Below are 17,287 nucleotides of genomic sequence, written 5' to 3' on the forward strand. Positions count from 1 at the left end.
TCCACTTATCCACAGTAGCGTAGTATCCTGCGCTCTGTTTCCCCCTGGTCATTTTTCAACCGTAATGGGTGGTCAATTTTAAACCGGTATCAACACTATCGATCTTGCGCAATAACTCAGGTAATTCTTTTTCACTCAATCGCGCGTGATTGGTTTTCTTAACAGGCTTCAATACATCTGAAGGCTTTATATCTGCAGTTGGGTTACGTTCCGCTAATTCATGTGCCACGGCATAGCGCATAACCTGCCCGCACAAGGTCAATACCCGCTTGGCAATATCGAGCGCACCTCGTGATTCAACCTTCCGTATCAGCGCTATCAAATGCATGGCTGTGATGTCATTAATCGATTTTGCACCGATGGCCGGGAGTATATCCGCTTCCATGCGTCGCATCGTATAATCTGCATGGCGTTCTGTCTTGTCATGTTTCCAGTGATTCCACCAAAGACGGGCAATCGTTTCAAAGCTGTTCGCCGCTGCTATCGCTGCCTGTTGTTTCTCTGCCTTGCGGTTTTCAGATGGGTCTATACCTTTGACTAGTAATTCCTTGAAGCGGGCGTGTTCATTGCGGGCTACTTTTAATGTCACATCAGGATATACCCCTATGGAAAGCATTCTTGCAGTGCCATTAAAACGATAACGATAACGCCACCATTTAGCGCCGGAAGGTTGAACCAATAAAACGAGTCCATGACCATCAGGGAGTGAGAAGGGCTTTTCTTGGGGTTTTACTGCTTTGATAATTGAGTCAGTCAGTTTCATGTGAAAACACCCTCTGCCAGTAGCTTGCACAAATATGTGAGTAACATTTTCATGAGTATTATAGTTACTCACGATCTTACTCACAAATTTATCTTGTTACTCACATTTCACATAATTGGCTACGGTTAACAAATAATCAGCTAAACTTATTGTTTGTACGGGTCTTGTTGGTGTTGTTGGGTATTTATTGGCAGATAAGTGGCGGAGAGGATGGGATTCGAACCCATGTGTCAAGTTACCCTGACCAACTGATTTCGAGTCAGCGCCGTTATAGCCGCTTCGGTACCTCTCCATTGATTGTGAATTATCTATCTTTTGCTATTTTATTTGCGACTGAACGCACATGCTATGAAGCAAACTAATATTGCGCATCAGTTGCAATCACACCACGCATTTTTTGCAGCGCTTTGGCTTCAATCTGGCGAATACGTTCTGCTGATACACCTAATTCATCAGCCAGGTCATGCAACGTTGCAGTATCTTTCTCTCTTAACCAACGAGCCTCAATGATGTGGCGACTACGATCGTCCAGACAATCCAGAGATTCCTGTAAGCTTTTTTCGCGTAAGTGTCTGTTTTGCTCACTTTCTAAAATTTTTGACGGTTCTGTGCCATCCGTTAAATAACTGATTGGATTGAATGTGCCTTCTTCTTCATCAGTCATGGGTTCGAGTGAAATATCTGAGCCATTGAAACGCTTTTCCATTTCGACGACTTCTTCGGATTTGACACCTAATTGTGTAGCCATAGCATCCACTTCCTGTGGATTCATCGTGTCCAATCCTTGCTTCATGCTTCGCAAGTTAAAGAATAACTTTCGCTGCTGCTTAGTGGTGGCTATTTTAACCAAGCGCCAATTGCGCATGATGAATTCATGAATTTCTGCTTTGATCCAGTGCACAGCAAACGATACCAGACGTACACCGCGTTCAGGATCAAAGCGTTTGACTGCCTTCATTAAACCAATATTGCCTTCTTGGATTAAATCAGCTTGTGGCAGACCATATCCTTTGTAACCACGTGCGATGGCAGCCACAAAACGCAAATGTGACAATATTAATTGTTGTGCAGCTTCAATATCGCCATCACGCCACAGACGCCGCGCCAATCTAGTTTCTTCCTCTTGGGAAAGAATGGGAAAAGAATTAGCAGACTGAATATAACTTTCAATACTGCCGCCCATTGCAGGTAGTGTTAAAGCATTCGTCATTATAATAATCTCCTAATGATAATCTGTGTTTACTCTTTATCTTTCTGATTTTTATTCTAGCACTCTGGAAATGAGAGTGCCAATTTTTCGAAAAGTTTCGCTATCGAAACCGCTATTTTATCTCGGTTCAATTTGCCAGAGATGGCTTGCAACCGATAAACGCGCCCCCAACCATCCTAACCAGGCTGAAAACAATAATAAGCTGATGCTATCCTCAGGAGAAAGGTGTTGTAAATGTAAATCAAAGTTATAAAGTTGGACAATTTCAATGAGCTCCGCATTGACCGTTTCAATGGCGAGTGCAATGATGGACCATGCAGTAATACCACCAGCCAATCCTTGAATGGCACCGAAATATAAAAAAGGGCGACGAATAAAGCTATCGGTTGCGCCGATTAATTTGGATATCTCGATTTCATCTTGCTTGGTAAGAATCTGCAAGCGAATCGTGTTGAACATGATGGCAATAATCGCAATACTCAACAGAATTGCCAGCATAAGCACAACAAAACGCCCCAGCTTGAGCAGTGCGTGCAGGCGTTCTACCCAAGCAGAATCAAACTGCACGTGTTCGATTGCCGACCATTGCTGCATTGCAGCCCGCAATTGCTCCAATGTTTCAGTGGTGTTTTTCAGTGTATGCACAATGAAGGCATCCGGCAGCGGGTTGCGTATTAGGCTGGCAGTGAGATTGTCGAGTCCGTTACTTTGCTGTAACTGATGCAGCGCAACATCCTTCGAGACAAACTGAAAACTTACGACTTGCGAATTTTCTTCCAGCTGTTGTTTGATTCTTGCAATATCTTCTTTTTGCGCATCCAGTTTAAGGAATAAACTCATCTGTGGAGAGCTTGCCGTTTGCCCGGAAATAGATTGCAGATTCTCCATGAGTACATAAATACCTGCCGGCAGACTGAGGGCAATACCCATCACAATGATACTAAGCAAACTGGTAACCGGCGTAGAAATCAGCCGCTTGAGCGTAATAAAAAATACAAATCCGTGCTGCATCAGCCAAGCGCGTATCATACTGCCAATTTTCCTTGCTTTAGTGACAGAATATGATGTTGCGTATCTTCCAGTAAGGAAGCATCATGCGTTGCGATCAATACTGTGACCCCCACCTGATTGAACGACGTGAACATAGCCATGATATCGCGCGCATATTCAACGTCCAGATTACCGGTCGGTTCATCGGCGATCAAAATGTTCGGACGATGAACGACTGCACGGGCAATGCATAGTCGTTGCCTTTCTCCACCCGATAGCGCAATGGGCATAGCTTTTTCTTTTTTTAACAAACCGACCTTATCCAATGCTGCACGGACACGACTGGCTACCGTCTTGTTATCAAAGCTGCTGATTTGCAACGGCAATAAAACATTGTCAAAAACATTGCGATCAAATAATAGCTTGTGATCCTGGAAAATGAAGCCGATTTTACGACGCAAATAGGGAATCGCGCTAAGCTTGAGTTGCGCGATGTTTTGCCCGCTGATCGTAATGGTGCCGGAAGTCGGACGCTCAATCGCAGCGATTAATTTCAGTAGGGTGCTTTTTCCTGCACCCGAGTGACCAGTCAGAAATACCATTTCACCGGATGCAACGGTCAGATCAATGTTGTTTAATGCAACATAACCATCCGGATAGCGTTTGGAAACATTCTTGAAGATGATCATATTTGTGTTCGTGTTATCAATCGATCAATCAAACATTGCTTCGACAAACGCTCTCGCATCAAACGGCTTTAAATCATCCAATCCCTCGCCAATACCAATAAACCGTAATGCCGGCGGATTCTGCGGATATTGTCCAGCAATGGCGGCTACCACCCCTCCTTTGGCGGTGCCGTCCAGCTTGGTTAAGACCAAGCCGGTGACATGCAGTGCCTCATCAAAGGCTTTAACCTGAGTAATTGCATTTTGTCCTGTATTGGCATCCAGTACCAGCAACACTTCGTGTGGTGCATCCGGCATGGCTTTGGCGATCACGCGTTTTACCTTTTTAATTTCTTCCATTAAATGTAGCTGTGTCGTCAAACGGCCGGCAGTATCTGCCAACACAATATCAATACCACGCGCTTTGGCTGAATTGACTGCATCAAAAATTACTGCAGCCGGATCGCTTTTTTTATCCGGATCGCTATCCGGTGCGATGACGGTGACATTATTGCGTTCGCCCCAGGCAATCAGTTGTTCGCGTGCTGCCGCACGGAAAGTGTCACCGGCGGCCAAGAGCACCGATTTGCCTTGTGCTTGGAAATATTTGGCAAGCTTGCCTATGGAAGTTGTTTTTCCCACACCATTGACACCTGTTATCATGATGACGAAAGGTTTCTGGGCAGTGGTATCCAATGGCTGAGCAAGCGGTTCCAGCATGGCGATGAGCAACTCCTGAAGCACTTGTTTTAGCTGTACAGCATCCGTTAGTGCATCGCGCTTTACCTGTTTGCGCAGATCTTCAAGTAACTGATGCGTTGCATTAACGCCAATATCGGAAGTTAGCAAAATAGTTTCCAGTTCTTCGTAGAGCGCTTCGTCTATCTTGCCACCGCTAAATAGGCCTGATAGCTGCTTGCCAAAATTCTGCCGAGTACGTGCAAGACTTTGTTTAAGCTTGCTGGCGAAGCTTATTGATTCATCGGGACGGGATTCTTCTGGTCCTGCATCCGGTGTATCCACTGTTTCAACGGGATCTGCAGGATTTTTTTTGGATTTAAAAAAACTAAACATTCTGGTAGGCTCTAATATGCATTGAAATTCTCAAAGCGCAATTTTATTCTGTTTACTCACACTTAGGTTAGTAAAAATGAAACCTGACTACTGTATTACTTTTTCTCGCTTTTTTTCGTTCTTTGGATGGCTCATGGCAAGTCAGCTGATCGCATTTCCGATATTTGCCAACCCGCATGAGTATCTGCTTGATAATGGATTGAAATTGATTGTCAAGCGTGATCATCGTTCACCTGTTGTGGTGACACAAGTCTGGTATAAGGCGGGCAGTATTGACGAAGTCAATGGCGTAACCGGCGTGGCTCATGTGCTGGAGCATATGATGTTTAAAGGTACAGCAAAAGTGCCGAATGGTGAATTCTCAAAAAAAATCGCAGCGGCCGGCGGACGTGAGAATGCTTTTACCAGTTACGATTACACTGCTTATTACCAGCAACTGCATAAGCGTAATTTACCCATGGCGATGGAACTGGAAGCGGACCGGATGCGTAACCTGATTCTGACAAAGGAAGAGTTCGCAAAAGAAATCAAAGTGGTTATGGAAGAACGGAGATTGCGCACTGACGATCAGGCACGCGCTCTACTCTATGAAAAGATGATGGCTGTTGCTTACCAGGCGCATCCTTACAAAAATCCGATTATTGGCTGGATGAATGATTTGGAGAATATGCATGTAGAAGATGCGCAAGACTGGTATGACCATTGGTACGCGCCTAACAATGCCACGTTGGTCGTGGTTGGTGATGTTGAAGCGGATGAAGTGTTCAGGCTAGCACAGAAAAACTATGGTGTTATTGAAAAGCGCCCATTATCACCAATCGATACACGAAAACCACAAACTGAGCCGCCACAAATCGGTACTAAGCGGATCACTGTCAAAGCGCCGGCAGAATTGCCTTATCTCATCATGGCATATCATGCCCCGGCGATTAGAAACGTCGCCGCAGATTGGGAACCTTATGCGCTGGAAGTGCTGGAAAGTGTATTGGATGGCCATGCCTCGGCAAGACTGAACAAATCATTGGTGCGCGAAAATCAAATCGCCAATTCGGCAAACGCTAGTTATAGCGCCATGGCACGCGGCCCGAGCATTTTCTTTCTTAGTGCCGTACCCAGCGCAGGTAAAACGGTGACAGATCTAGAACAGGCATTACGTGGCGAAATCGAAAAAATCGTTAAAGAGGGTGTCACCGCAGAAGAATTGGCGCGTGTCAAGGCACAAGTAGTTGCGAGCCATGTGTATCAGCGTGATTCTATTTTTTCTCAAGCCATGCAAATTGGACGATTGGAAAGTATGGGACTGTCTTATCGTGACATTGATACCATACTGGAAAAATTGAAGGCAGTTACTGCCGAACAAATACGCGATGTGACCAAAAAGTATTTCAATGATGACAGCCTGACCGTAGCGGTACTAGATCCACAACCATTGGAACAAAAGGCGCCCGCGAAGGCAAGCGGTGGATTAAGACATTGAATCCATAGATGCTCTGACAGTTGCTTGGGATAAATCAAGTGACTGTCAGAGCAGCAGGGTGATCTTTTCAGCTTCTTAAACGATTATTATTTTTTTGTATCGCTAGGTGTATGATCCCCATCTTTTGAATGACTGTGTTTATGTGCGTGTTTCATTTCTGTATCATCTAGAACACCATCTTTATTGGCATCTTTTTTATCAAACATGGCTTCGTGATGCTTCATGAACTCTTCTTTACTGATTTTGCCATCTTTATTGAGATCCACTGATGACATTTTATTACCACATCGATGGCCGTGGTGGTCGCCTGATTTCACGTCGGCATGACCAGCGGCTTGTCCGCCTTCTTTAGGCGCATCAGCAGCGGAAATTGCCGTTGCGCTGAATGTGAACAGAAATACAGTGCCAACGGTAATAGCAATCAAATTTTTTTTGTGGAGCATTTTGTTTCTCCTAACTTAATTTAGTGAATGAATGAAAGGTGAAGCTTCTCTTTCACTTTTTAGAAACTGAATAGGTCAGAAAAGTTCGGAAAGCTGTCAGAAAACACGAGTCCTGGTAATATGCTGTTCAAGCAACAATAAAATGCTGACGGTAGTACTTGAGTTCATTGATGGAATCATAGATGTCCGCCAAAGCTTCATGTTTGCTTTCTTTAGTTAAGCCTGACACAATCTCCGGCTTCCAGCGCTTGACTAGCTCTTTAAGCGTACTGACATCCAGATTGCGGTAATGAAAGTATGTTTCCAGATGCGGCATTGAGCGAACCATAAAGCGCCGATCCTGGCAAATGGAATTGCCGCACATGGGAGACACACCGGAAGGCACATGTAATTTTAGAAATTCGATCATCTGTGCTTCAACCTCGGCTTCGTTGAAGCGAGACGCCTTAATCTTATCAATCAAGCCGGATTTGGAATGTGTAGACTTATTCCATTTGTCCATACCATCCAGAATCTCATTGGGCTGATGTACTACCAAAACAGGGCCTTCAGCAATGGTGTTGAGTTGTGAATCGGTAACCACCAACGCTACTTCAATGATACGATCGGTATCCGGATTCAGTCCAGTCATTTCCATGTCGACCCAGATGAGGTTATTGTTATCTTGTGCCATAATGATTTTTATATTTTTTGAATGTAATGTTTTTAATTGTGTCATATCGACATCAGTCCGTCACTGTTAAAAACCCTTTAACTCAATTTATAACCTATGCAAACATTTACATTGATTTTTCTGATTGCGCTGCTGCTCACAACCGTGACTCAGATCTGGTTGTCAGTCAGACATATTCGCCATGTACGCGCTCACCAGGGCAAGGTGCCGGAAGAATTTGCCAGCCATATCAGTTTAAGTGATCATCAGAAAGCGGCGGATTACACCTGCGCCAAAACACGGGCGGGGTATCCGAGCATATTGTTGCACGCGGGATTGCTACTCGTTTTTACGCTAGGCGGCGGTTTAAATGTCCTCAGTGAATTCTGGGCGGGCTGGTTGAGCGATCCCTTGGCGCATGGTATGGCGCTGATTATCAGTACTTTCTTTATCATGAGCGTCACTGAGATTCCATTGAGTTACTACCGCACTTTTGTGATTGAAGAGAAATACGGTTTTAACAAAATGACTCCGGTCATGTTTTTTACCGATCTGATCAAACAATCCGCACTGGGTTTATTACTGGGCGTACCCTTGCTATTTTGCGTATTGTGGTTGATGGAAAAAATGGGGGAAAACTGGTGGTTGTATGCGTGGTTTGCCTGGATCGCTTTCAATTTATTTATCCTGGCGATTTTTCCCACCTGGATTGCGCCGCTGTTCAATAAATTTACGCCATTGGAAGATGCCACGCTTAAGACGCGCATCGAACAACTGATGAACAAATGCGGCTTTAAAGCCAGCGGATTGTTTGTCATGGATGGCTCGCGCCGCAGCAATCATGGCAATGCATATTTCACCGGGTTCGGCAAAACCAAGCGCATCGTTTTCTTTGATACCTTGTTGTCACGCCTGAATCCAGGCGAAATCGAAGCGGTGTTAGCGCATGAACTGGGGCATTTCAAGCATCGCCACGTAATCAAACGCATCGTGATATCGTTTGCCATGAGCTTGGCTTTTTTGTGGATACTGGGATATTTGATGGGACAAAGCTGGTTTTATGAAGGCCTCGGTGTGCCGGTTGCAACTGTACCGTCAACTGCGATGGCACTGTTACTGTTTTTCCTGGTGATGCCGGTGTTTACCTTTCTGCTACATCCGATATCGAGCATTTACTCACGCAAACATGAATTTGAAGCCGACGCCTATGCTGCACAGAATTCATCCGCAGATGATCTGATTCATGCATTAGTCAAATTGTATCAGGACAATGCTGCTACGCTCACGCCGGATCCGCTGCATTCTGCTTTTTACGACTCACATCCACCGGCAGCCATCAGAGTGGCACATTTACAAAGTCAGGGGTAATCATGAACAACATCGTGTGCGATCTTACTTCTAAGCAGTGCAAGCCTTGTGAAGGTGGTGTACCGCCATTGTCTGCCGATGAGGTTGCTGCCTTTTTGCAGCAAATTGAGGGATGGCAATTACAAAATAAGCAGATCAGTAAAACTTACGCATTCAAAAATTACTATCAGACCATGGCATTTGTGAATGCAGCAGCATGGATTTCCCACCGGGAGGATCATCATCCGGATATGCTGGTGGGTTACAATCAATGTGTGGTCACGTATACGACACATGCGATTGATGGCTTATCCGAGAATGATTTTATCTGCGCGGCCAAAATCGACAAGCTGTTTTCAATTTGAGTGCGCGCTCCAATAACGCTAAGCAGCAGACGGAGCGCTTAGGCGGACAGGTTATCGCCACATTTGGGAGGCACTGTTCCGTTGAAACTGAAACGGGTGAGATCGTATCCTGTGTAATGCGTGGCAAGAAAACCGGCATTGCTTGCGGCGATCAGGTTGAGTGTCAACTGATCACGCCAGGGCAGGGTGTTATCGAAACCATAAAGCCGCGTACATCACAGTTATACCGCAGTGACGCCTTCAAAGAAAAAATCATTGCCGCCAATGTGACACAGATCATTATTGTGGTGGCTGCGATTCCGAGCTTTAGTGAAGAATTGATCAATCGCTGCCTGGTCGCTGTTGAGAGCGAAAATATTGCTGCATTGATTGTGCTGAATAAAGCCGATCTCGCAGAACCTACCCGGGCGGCAATGGATACCCTGTCGCTCTACGTGAAGCTTGGCTATCCCGTATTACAACTCAGCGCGCTCCAAGATGTTTCTGCGCTTCAGCCCTATTTGCAAGGCCACCTCAGTGTATTGGCCGGCCAATCCGGCATGGGCAAATCAACATTGCTCAATACGTTGATCCCACAAGCTAAGCGCGCCACGGCAGAAATCTCGGTAGCATTGGACTCCGGTTGCCACACCACTACGCATTCACAGCTTTATCGCATCGATGCGAACAGCGCCATCATTGATTCCCCCGGGTTCCAGGAATTTGGATTGCAGCACATTAAAGATGAGAATCTGGCATGGGGATTTACCGAGTTCCATCCTTATATCGGGCAATGCAAATTCAGTAATTGCCGCCATAACGGTGAACCAGCCTGTGCTGTGGTATTGGCAGCACAGGAGGGGGAAATTCATCATAAGCGCTTGGCTTTTTATCATCGATTGCTGCGTTAACTTCTGATGCCTGCCATTAGTTGATCTTTACGTTCAAAAGCTGATGCAGATCGATCATCTGGCCTAGGCGAGCATGAAAAAATCATCAGTCGGCACTTAAGTTTCCCCTAATTCCCTCAGGTTTCGATGGGAGCAGTATAAATTCTCAGAGATTTCAGCGTTTGCTAATTCGCAGGTATTCGAACATTTATTCGGCTTCCAAGCGTTTTGCAGGGTATGTACATTCTCGGATAGCCTGACCTTGAAGATCTTGGCAGATGTTTTTCACTAAGTTTGATGTATAAAGACCGCCATAAGCAATCAATTGTTAATAGAAATCTGTGGTTAATAGCTACATCATGCCTGCAACCAATAGAAAGACCGGGCAGGAATCATTAGATTCTCATTTATAGCAGGCATAGACTCTCCATTACATAAATTTTTGATTGAATCGTACTGAAAAAACCCCATACGCTGTAAAGGTGATAGATTCAAAAATTGCGGTTCAGCATCAAAGTTTCCAATGATTAAAACTCTTGAACTGCTATTGATTTGGTCAAATCGTGAAAACACAAAAAGATGGGGATTATCGACGCTCAATAATTCACGATTGTTTCTATCTGCAAAAGCCGGTATTTCCTTACGTATAGAAATCATTTTCTTTACTGCATTGAAGATGCTGTATTCGACTGTTCCTGGTTGTGTTCTTTGCATAGCTTTTTCCCAGTCCATCTTCGGACGATGTACCCAGCGACTGTCGTTGTTTTTTGATTCATCATTAAGATAAGAATCATCATTTAGTGTTCCGATGGCATCTCCGTAGTAAAGCATCGGAATCCCGCCAAACGAAAGGATCATTCCGTGTAACAGGAGAATAGTTTTGATGGCCATACTAATGGCATCGGGGTCGTTATTTTTCAGTGCACGTTCGAGCCCAGCGAGTGAAGCCAACGATCCAGAGATACGTGCATCGCCGGTCTCCGAATTTCTTCCGAAGGCAAGTCCGGCCGCGAGTGATCCTTCGTAATTTCCAGTAAAATAATCAACCAGGAAGCGCCGATGCGACAGCGGTTCATATCCTGCGGTGACAATGTCAGCGTCGCTGAAACCCCAGCCAATATCATCATGACAGCGCACATAATTGAGCCAAGTTGCCCGCTCAAGTTTTTGAGGAATATCATGTATCCCTTTGTTGAGCAGTATGGTTTTTTTGGTTGCCACTGCATCCCATAGCAGTGCCATAAAAGTCGCGTTATAAGCGATTTCGCACTCTTTAGCATTGATGGCATCTTCACCGAAGTACTTGATTATCTCGGTAGGTGCAACGATAGCCTCCGCGATAAATATCACACCGGGAGCGGTGACTTGGCAGCAATCCTTCATCAACTGCAAAATCAGGTGCGCTTCGCGCTCATTCTGGCAAGAACTGCCCATTTTCTTCCACAGAAATGCCACTGCATCAAGCCGCAGAATATCTGCACCGCGATTGGCCCAGAACAGAATGATGTTTAACATTTCTATAAAAACTGAGGGGTTACGGTAGTTTAAGTCCCATTGATAGTTATTGAACACGGTCATCACCCATTTGCCCATCGACTCATCCCAAGTGAAGTTGCCGGGTGCAGTTTCTGGAAATACTTCCGGCATGGATTCTTCATAGATATCCGGAATCGATCGGTCATCAAAGATGAAATAATAGTCCTGATATGCCTTGTCACCTTCTCGTGCTTTCACAGCCCACTCATGCTGGTCGGAGGTATGATTGACAACCACATCCAGTGTCAGAAGCATGTCACGTTTTTTCAGATTAGTAACCAATTTATCGAAATCTTCAAAGGTACCGAAGCGGCTATCAATCTTGCAAAAATTTCTTACGGCATAACCGCCATCACTTTTGCCTTCGGGGCAATCGCAAATGGGCATGATGTGCACTAGATTAACTCCCAATTCTTGCAGGTAACTCAATCTAGGCAGCATGTCCTTCAGGTTGTCAGCGTATCCGTCGCAGTACAGTGCCATGCCGACCCATTTCTGATTTAGAAACCAGTTGTGATCTTTTTCGCGCTCAAGATCAATTTTCTTAAGATGACCGGATCTGCTGCTATATTGGCGCATTAGCGTCTCTACTAGCTGTAGCATGTGCTTTTTGAAATCTGGATGATCTCCATAAAGCGTATTGAATAGCGAGTAAATAGCATAGAAATTTGCTCCCAGCCGAGTATAGAAAAATTGCATATTCTTCTGCGGCTTATTTTTTTTCTTCAGCTCAACCAAAATGTCATTGAGCAAAGAATGTGAAATTTGTTCATACATAAATATATACGCTTAGAGTTATTTGTTTTTCTCAATCCGCCAGTTATAGTGCGCCAGGCCTTCCAGAATACCGTCAGCTTGGTGACCCTGCGCAAAATATATCTGCTCCAGGTCGCGCAGTGGCTCGAGTTCCGAACTGTAGTTACCAACCACAATGCCTAGCGTATCACCGAGCAACATTTCCTTGTCATTGCCAGAATCACCTACCACCAGAAAATCCTCTAGAGGCAATCCCCACTTGCAGGCTAGATAGCGGATGGCATGCCCCTTGGAGGCACGTATCGGCAAAACGTCTAAAAATTTTTCGTGCGAATAGATAAGCCGCGCATGCAAACGATGTTCCCGTAGCAATCGGTATAAATCCTGCAGTGAGGGCATCTTCTTTGATATTACGTTATAGCTTAGCTTGAATTTACGCTGGTTCTCGGCAGCTTGAAGTGTCAATCCAGGCAGGCCGGATAAAACTTGCTCCAGTGCATCACGTCGCCATAGATGGGCAATGCGGTTGGCCCATCCGACATCCGGTTGTAGCCTGGGGCCATAATTGATTTCGCTTCCAACTGAGGTGATTAGTACATTCGGAATTGGAACCCGCGCATTCTTGAGAACTTTCACTGCACTTTCCAGAGAGCGCCCGGTAGCGACACCGAAAGCTACTGATCCCGCATGTTTTTTTAGCCAGCTAATCAATTGTTGCAGCCCTTCTTTGTTCCCAAGCAAGGTGTTGTCTATATCGCTGACCAAGGCTCTTCGCGCCAGCGGCATGGGTGATTTGCCGTCTTGCATGGTGAATGAGATCTGGCGTCGCATGCGCTTGCGATCACGACGCAGTATTCTGCGCACTTCCTTCATATATTTGCTTACGTGAGCATCCCAACTATAGTGGCGGCGTGCGCCTATGACGCCATTCTTTGACCACGTCTGCCATTGCTGTTTGTTCGATAATACATTGGATAATGCTGCAGCAATATCAACCGAATCCAACGGATTCACCAACAAACCATTACAACAATTCGCCAAAATATCCCGCGGTCCGCCATCTTCGGTAGCTACAAATGGCAAGCCGCTCGCGGCGGTTTCAATCAAGGTCAAGCCAAATGGTTCAGTGAGTGCCGGATTGACAAATACACCGTGGCGGCGCGCAGCCAGCCGGTATAGCTCCGGCACATCTTCGGCGGTATGGTGTTTGGGTATCGCCACGCGCCCCCATAAATCATAACGATCTATATCCAGCAACAACTCTCTCAGTACTTTCTGCGAAGCGTCATCCAGTTCACGAATGTCATCACGATTGCCGGAGACGATAACCAGATTGGCCATTTCCTGTAGCTCGGGATTACCTCCATAAGCTTCGATCAGACCTTTTAGATTCTTGTGAATGGAAGGACGGCAAATTGCGAGGATTATCGGCTTGGCTGGATCTGATAGAAATTTATCTACCATTTGCACAACATTAGGATTAATTTTTCTACGTCCCGGCGGCGAGAAGCGTGTAATGTCTGTACCTGGTGGAATCACGACAAAGCGACTACGATTATGATTGTGATACATGCCATACTGCTCGACAACCTCTTGCCGCGTGCTGGTGACTACCATGTTAGCGCTTACCAGCAAATCCTCTTCTACCGCGATGCGGCGTTCGAAGTTGAACTGACGTTCAATAGCGTGCTTTTTTCGGCCACTTGCCAACAAGCACGATTGCTTAGGGCGCCCCAACGAGTGCCCCGTATGCACTTGAGGTATACCTAAGAGTAGGGATAGCTGCTGCCCTACATACCCTGCGTCGGCGTAATGTGTATGTATCAAGTCCGGTAATCGGCCCTGTTGACGCAAAAAATGCAAACTGCGATCCACCAGTTGATCGAGATGAGGCCATAGCAATTCCTTGCGTATGTAATGCGATGGACCGAAAGGTAGGCGCAGAATACGTGCACCGTTACCAATTTCTTCAATGGGCTGGGAATAATCTGAAGATACTGCGGGATCATCAACCAGCCGCGTCAGCAAATCAACTTGTCCGACATCGCAATGGCGTGCCAATGCACGCACAAGCTCCACCACATAGGTGGTTTGCCCGCCAGTATCGGCATCTCGCCCCAACTCCATGTTATTTCCTCTGATCAGGCCGTGCGGACTGATCATCAAAATGTACAATGGATTTTCGCTATTGATCAGACCCATCGTCATATATTCCAATCCTTTATGAACGGTTCATAAAAAACCGGAGAATCTGGAATTGCTCCTTGTATTTCGCACAAAGTAGCGGCAAAGGCATTGGCGCGTAACAAGGTAAGCTTAGTCGGCCAACCGCGCAATACACCAAGGATGTAAACAGAGGCAAAACCGTCGCCTGCACCAACCGTATCCACCAGTGGTCGTGAAGATGAGGAGCCGTCAACACTCTCTACCTTTCCCTCGCTATCGAGTTGCCAAGCTCCCTGTTCACCGCATGTAACCAAAACGCTGTCCAGACCAAAACCTCTGATCAACGCATCAACATTTTGCACTTCATTTTGACCGGACAGCTGGAATAACGATGTCAGTATATCCAGCTCTTCCTGATTTATTTTTACCAGGTTTGCGCGTCTCAGCGAGCGCTCTATGGTGGGTGCGTCATACCAAGGTTTACGTAAATTGATATCCAGCAAACGTGGCGCGTCGCTGCTGCGAATCAACGCGCTCAGGGCTTGGGCGGATTTTGCACCGCGCTGGGCCAAGGTGCCAAAATATATCAGTTGCGGACGCACTGCCAAAGTAATCATATGCGTTATGCCAGCATGTATGTAGTCATACGCTTGTTCCGGTAGAATTTCAAAGCGGTGTTTGCGTTCTTCCATGTGCACCATCACTTGACCAGTCGGATGAGAAACATCAAGCTGTATACCGAAATCATCCATGCCGGCATCCTTTATCACCGCAAGCAATTCACGGCGAAGTTCGTCGTCTCCAGTGCGCGTTATCAGTACTGGATGCAATCCAAATGCTTGCAGATGACGTGCAACATTGAACGGCGCACCTCCAAACACTTTTCGGTCATCGAATATATCTGCCAGTACCTCGCCGAATAATAAAATTGTTTCTGCTTGAGTGGGTGTCATAGATACTAGTTACCATATCACAAAAATCAATCACCCCAGTTGAACTCGGTGACGATGACTCCATGGGCGATGCCGTGGGCGCACTTAGATGTCCTGTGAACAACGCATGCGGCTGGGCAACTGGGATTCGGGGGGACCAAAGAGGAAGATAGTGGATCGCTCCTAGCGATACCAGAAGCAATGATTTCTCAGGTAGCTCCATAATCCATAGTGCAAATGAAATCACTACGGCCGAACCTAGTTGTACACCAAAGAAGACGAATGAATGAGTGGGTGTTTATTCATTGAAATCTTCGTTCTTAACAATTGGTATTGACTACGTTGCACATGGCAAAATGATTATTATGAACAACATAGTACAAATTGTCTAAGTCTAACTTGAACTGAGTACTGTAACGACATCTAAAACGGTGCAACTTACAAAAACTGTTTACAGATGTCGTTTTATTCAGGTTTTAAGAAGGCTAAAACTTAATGGTAGCCATGGTATATCCATAATTGGTATCAGCGGAAATACCTTGTGAGACCTTATCAAAGTAATCTCCCTTGAAAATATGACTATACCCTATATCAAAGCTCAAACGTTTCAGGTAACTCCACTGGGGATCCCATCCGAGACTGACATCAAGCATATTTCCTAAAAAGCTACCTGCTCGACCAGTCTGATCTTGTAAACCGCTACCTACATACGCACCATGCTTATCGGCTAGCCAATATGCTCGGTGGGACAGCATAAGCCTGACCTGAGGCGTGGGTATCAACGTCGCGCGGAAACCAACAGGAGAAAGTAAGTTGGAGGGAAAAAATGGCCCAAACATCCCAGTTGGTCCATACTCTACGCGACGTTTTGCATAGAGAATATCGAAATTTTTGTTAGGATCACGACTGCCTGAGGAGAAATCGAATAGGTAGACCAACCTGGTAGGCATATTCCGATCGGAAATTTTCGTATCGAAAGAATACCCAACTTCTCCATGATGGCGGTGCGCAAAAAGGCTTTCATCTTGAGTATCTCCAAATTGATACATGGATTCAATCTCATAATCAAGCTGACCTTTTGTAGGTTTGGCAAACACTCTAAAACCTGTCGTCGATAAATTGCGTTGCCTAAGTTTATTGCCTTCGTTTAATTGTAAGAAATAGGCGTCTACATTAGCCCATGGAAGATCACGGTTGGTAATTTGTATGCCCGAAAAATAGGTGGCAGGTGTGTTCCAATCCAGTGTTGTGGGTTGCCTGTCGACGGGTCGTGTACCAAAAATCAAAAGTCCCCATTTTTCTTTATCATTGCCAACCGTAAATTTCATCCCATCAAATGTTGGCGTGAAGGTGCCCCAACGATGCCCCCCTAACAGACGCGCCTCTCCTGTTTCCAGCAGGAATCGTCCGACTTCAAATTTTGCGCCATATCCTGTTCCAAATAAATTGTTAGTCACAAGTCCAGCGTGAAGTTGAGTAAAATCAAAGTGATTAGCAAAAACCGGTGAATGATCTTGTCCAAAATTTGCCATCGGAGCACGTATATCTGTCAACTCCATTGTAAGCCGAAGAGGGTCTATAATATTTTTGATCTCCATCAAGAACCTTGTCCGTTGATGAATCTGATCGTTAAAACCCGGAATATTTCTTGTAAAACCATGGTCATATACGTCGTAGCGCGTTCGGTGCTCAATGGCTATATTGAGCCAATCTGGCGTCATCGTAGCAAGCGGGGTTTTGTCTTCCTCCATCAGCTTGGTTAAATTATCAAAGTCAAATCGAGTACGCCCTGCAGTTTCTTGCGCACTGAATGGAGCATCATTGCCATTGCGTGCCGTAGTATTGTTTCTGAAGATAACTGATGATTTTTCAGCTTTCTTTTTTTTCGTTTCTTCCGTTTCTTCCGCTTCTGCAGCGAATGTATTATTATTCCACGCTAAACATCCAAATATGAATAAGATCTGCAAGCCGGTTATTCGCATATTGTTCCGTGCCATTTTCTTATGCCTCTCTTTTTTTGTAGTAATCAAAAACAGAAC

Annotated in this window: 15 protein-coding genes and 1 tRNA gene; 4 read left to right on the plus strand and 12 right to left on the minus strand. The window is 45.4% G+C overall.

The genetic code is table 11. The features are described 5' to 3' along the window. Positions 1-55: 55 nt before the first annotated feature. The 6 genes from C8R34_RS11795 to ftsY all read right to left on the minus strand — a co-directional run bounded on the left by C8R34_RS11795 (position 56) and on the right by ftsY (position 4,705). Positions 56-763, minus strand: coding sequence for an integrase arm-type DNA-binding domain-containing protein (locus tag C8R34_RS11795; RefSeq protein ID WP_110340939.1), 708 nt, complete (start codon positions 761-763; stop codon positions 56-58). Between the two features lie 199 nt (positions 764-962). Then, a tRNA-Ser gene (locus C8R34_RS11800) sits at positions 963-1,055 on the minus strand. Between the two features lie 66 nt (positions 1,056-1,121). Then, positions 1,122-1,973, minus strand: coding sequence for an RNA polymerase sigma factor RpoH (rpoH, locus tag C8R34_RS11805; RefSeq protein WP_110340941.1), 852 nt, complete (start codon positions 1,971-1,973; stop codon positions 1,122-1,124). Positions 1,974-2,090: 117 nt separating this feature from the next. Next, positions 2,091-3,002 (minus strand): permease-like cell division protein FtsX, encoded by a 912-nt coding sequence (gene ftsX / locus C8R34_RS11810; RefSeq protein WP_110340943.1) that lies wholly within the window; start codon positions 3,000-3,002, stop codon positions 2,091-2,093. Then, positions 2,999-3,652, minus strand: a complete 654-nt coding sequence (gene ftsE / locus C8R34_RS11815; protein WP_110340945.1) for a cell division ATP-binding protein FtsE — start codon at positions 3,650-3,652, stop codon at positions 2,999-3,001. Before ftsE ends, ftsX begins: the two co-directional genes overlap by 4 nt. A gap of 24 nt (positions 3,653-3,676) precedes the next feature. Beyond that, positions 3,677-4,705, minus strand: a complete 1,029-nt coding sequence (ftsY, locus tag C8R34_RS11820; RefSeq protein ID WP_110340947.1) for a signal recognition particle-docking protein FtsY — start codon at positions 4,703-4,705, stop codon at positions 3,677-3,679. A 133-nt stretch (positions 4,706-4,838) separates the two neighbouring features. On the opposite strand from ftsY, the gene C8R34_RS11825 reads away from it, so the two are divergent. Further along, positions 4,839-6,182 carry a pitrilysin family protein gene (locus C8R34_RS11825; protein WP_258364479.1) on the plus strand — a complete coding sequence of 448 codons (1,344 nt, stop codon included), beginning with the start codon at positions 4,839-4,841 and terminating at the stop codon, positions 6,180-6,182. A gap of 86 nt (positions 6,183-6,268) precedes the next feature. Here the strand turns inward: C8R34_RS11825 and C8R34_RS11830 are convergent, their stop codons facing one another. Both C8R34_RS11830 and orn read right to left on the minus strand, forming a co-directional pair. After that, on the minus strand, positions 6,269-6,625 hold the full coding sequence (locus C8R34_RS11830) for a calcium-binding protein (RefSeq protein ID WP_110340951.1): 357 nt from the start codon (positions 6,623-6,625) through the stop codon (positions 6,269-6,271). Positions 6,626-6,752: 127 nt separating this feature from the next. Further along, on the minus strand, positions 6,753-7,298 hold the full coding sequence (gene orn, locus C8R34_RS11835) for an oligoribonuclease (RefSeq protein WP_110341015.1): 546 nt from the start codon (positions 7,296-7,298) through the stop codon (positions 6,753-6,755). Between the two features lie 96 nt (positions 7,299-7,394). On the opposite strand from orn, the gene C8R34_RS11840 reads away from it, so the two are divergent. The 3 genes from C8R34_RS11840 to rsgA are packed head-to-tail and all read left to right on the plus strand — an operon-like array spanning position 7,395 to position 9,879. After that, positions 7,395-8,645, plus strand: coding sequence for a M48 family metallopeptidase (locus C8R34_RS11840; RefSeq protein ID WP_110340953.1), 1,251 nt, complete (start codon positions 7,395-7,397; stop codon positions 8,643-8,645). 2 nt (positions 8,646-8,647) lie between these two features. After that, positions 8,648-8,989 (plus strand): 4a-hydroxytetrahydrobiopterin dehydratase, encoded by a 342-nt coding sequence (locus tag C8R34_RS11845; protein WP_110340955.1) that lies wholly within the window; start codon positions 8,648-8,650, stop codon positions 8,987-8,989. Then, the gene (rsgA, locus tag C8R34_RS11850) at positions 8,986-9,879 is read left to right on the plus strand and encodes a ribosome small subunit-dependent GTPase A (protein WP_110340957.1); all 894 of its coding nucleotides are present in this window, start codon (positions 8,986-8,988) and stop codon (positions 9,877-9,879) included. The genes C8R34_RS11845 and rsgA overlap by 4 nt, the downstream gene beginning before the upstream one ends. Before the next feature lie 336 nt (positions 9,880-10,215). Here the strand turns inward: rsgA and C8R34_RS11855 are convergent, their stop codons facing one another. From C8R34_RS11855 to C8R34_RS11870, 4 genes are all read right to left on the minus strand, one after another. Beyond that, entirely contained in the window at positions 10,216-12,171 is a 1,956-nt protein-coding gene (locus tag C8R34_RS11855; RefSeq protein WP_110340959.1) for an alpha-amylase family glycosyl hydrolase, read from the minus strand. 18 nt (positions 12,172-12,189) lie between these two features. Beyond that, a complete protein-coding gene (locus C8R34_RS11860; protein ID WP_110340961.1) occupies positions 12,190-14,358 on the minus strand; it encodes an HAD-IIB family hydrolase in 2,169 nt (722 codons plus the stop codon). Then, complete coding sequence (locus C8R34_RS11865; protein ID WP_110340963.1) at positions 14,355-15,269, minus strand: carbohydrate kinase; 915 nt, start codon at positions 15,267-15,269, stop codon at positions 14,355-14,357. The genes C8R34_RS11860 and C8R34_RS11865 overlap by 4 nt, the downstream gene beginning before the upstream one ends. A 464-nt stretch (positions 15,270-15,733) precedes the next feature. Beyond that, positions 15,734-17,245: an alginate export family protein gene (locus C8R34_RS11870; RefSeq protein WP_258364480.1), complete on the minus strand. Its 1,512-nt coding sequence runs from the start codon at positions 17,243-17,245 to the stop codon at positions 15,734-15,736. Positions 17,246-17,287: the final 42 nt, after the last annotated feature.

Origin of the sequence: Nitrosomonas sp. Nm84, from assembly GCF_003201565.1 — a bacterium.
GTDB lineage: Bacteria > Pseudomonadota > Gammaproteobacteria > Burkholderiales > Nitrosomonadaceae > Nitrosomonas.

What these genes read in the sequence shown, in the direction of transcription:
- C8R34_RS11795 (WP_110340939.1), bottom strand. Translation starts at nt 763, where the DNA reads ATGAAACTGACTGACTCAATTATCAAAGCAGTAAAACCCCAAGAAAAG.
- rpoH (WP_110340941.1), bottom strand. Translation starts at nt 1,973, where the DNA reads ATGACGAATGCTTTAACACTACCTGCAATGGGCGGCAGTATTGAAAGT.
- ftsX (WP_110340943.1), bottom strand. Translation starts at nt 3,002, where the DNA reads ATGATACGCGCTTGGCTGATGCAGCACGGATTTGTATTTTTTATTACG.
- ftsE (WP_110340945.1), bottom strand. Translation starts at nt 3,652, where the DNA reads ATGATCATCTTCAAGAATGTTTCCAAACGCTATCCGGATGGTTATGTT.
- ftsY (WP_110340947.1), bottom strand. Translation starts at nt 4,705, where the DNA reads ATGTTTAGTTTTTTTAAATCCAAAAAAAATCCTGCAGATCCCGTTGAA.
- C8R34_RS11825 (WP_258364479.1), top strand. Translation starts at nt 4,839, where the DNA reads ATGGCAAGTCAGCTGATCGCATTTCCGATATTTGCCAACCCGCATGAG.
- C8R34_RS11830 (WP_110340951.1), bottom strand. Translation starts at nt 6,625, where the DNA reads ATGCTCCACAAAAAAAATTTGATTGCTATTACCGTTGGCACTGTATTT.
- orn (WP_110341015.1), bottom strand. Translation starts at nt 7,298, where the DNA reads ATGGCACAAGATAACAATAACCTCATCTGGGTCGACATGGAAATGACT.
- C8R34_RS11840 (WP_110340953.1), top strand. Translation starts at nt 7,395, where the DNA reads ATGCAAACATTTACATTGATTTTTCTGATTGCGCTGCTGCTCACAACC.
- C8R34_RS11845 (WP_110340955.1), top strand. Translation starts at nt 8,648, where the DNA reads ATGAACAACATCGTGTGCGATCTTACTTCTAAGCAGTGCAAGCCTTGT.
- C8R34_RS11855 (WP_110340959.1), bottom strand. Translation starts at nt 12,171, where the DNA reads ATGTATGAACAAATTTCACATTCTTTGCTCAATGACATTTTGGTTGAG.
- C8R34_RS11860 (WP_110340961.1), bottom strand. Translation starts at nt 14,358, where the DNA reads ATGACGATGGGTCTGATCAATAGCGAAAATCCATTGTACATTTTGATG.
- C8R34_RS11865 (WP_110340963.1), bottom strand. Translation starts at nt 15,269, where the DNA reads ATGACACCCACTCAAGCAGAAACAATTTTATTATTCGGCGAGGTACTG.
- C8R34_RS11870 (WP_258364480.1), bottom strand. Translation starts at nt 17,245, where the DNA reads ATGGCACGGAACAATATGCGAATAACCGGCTTGCAGATCTTATTCATA.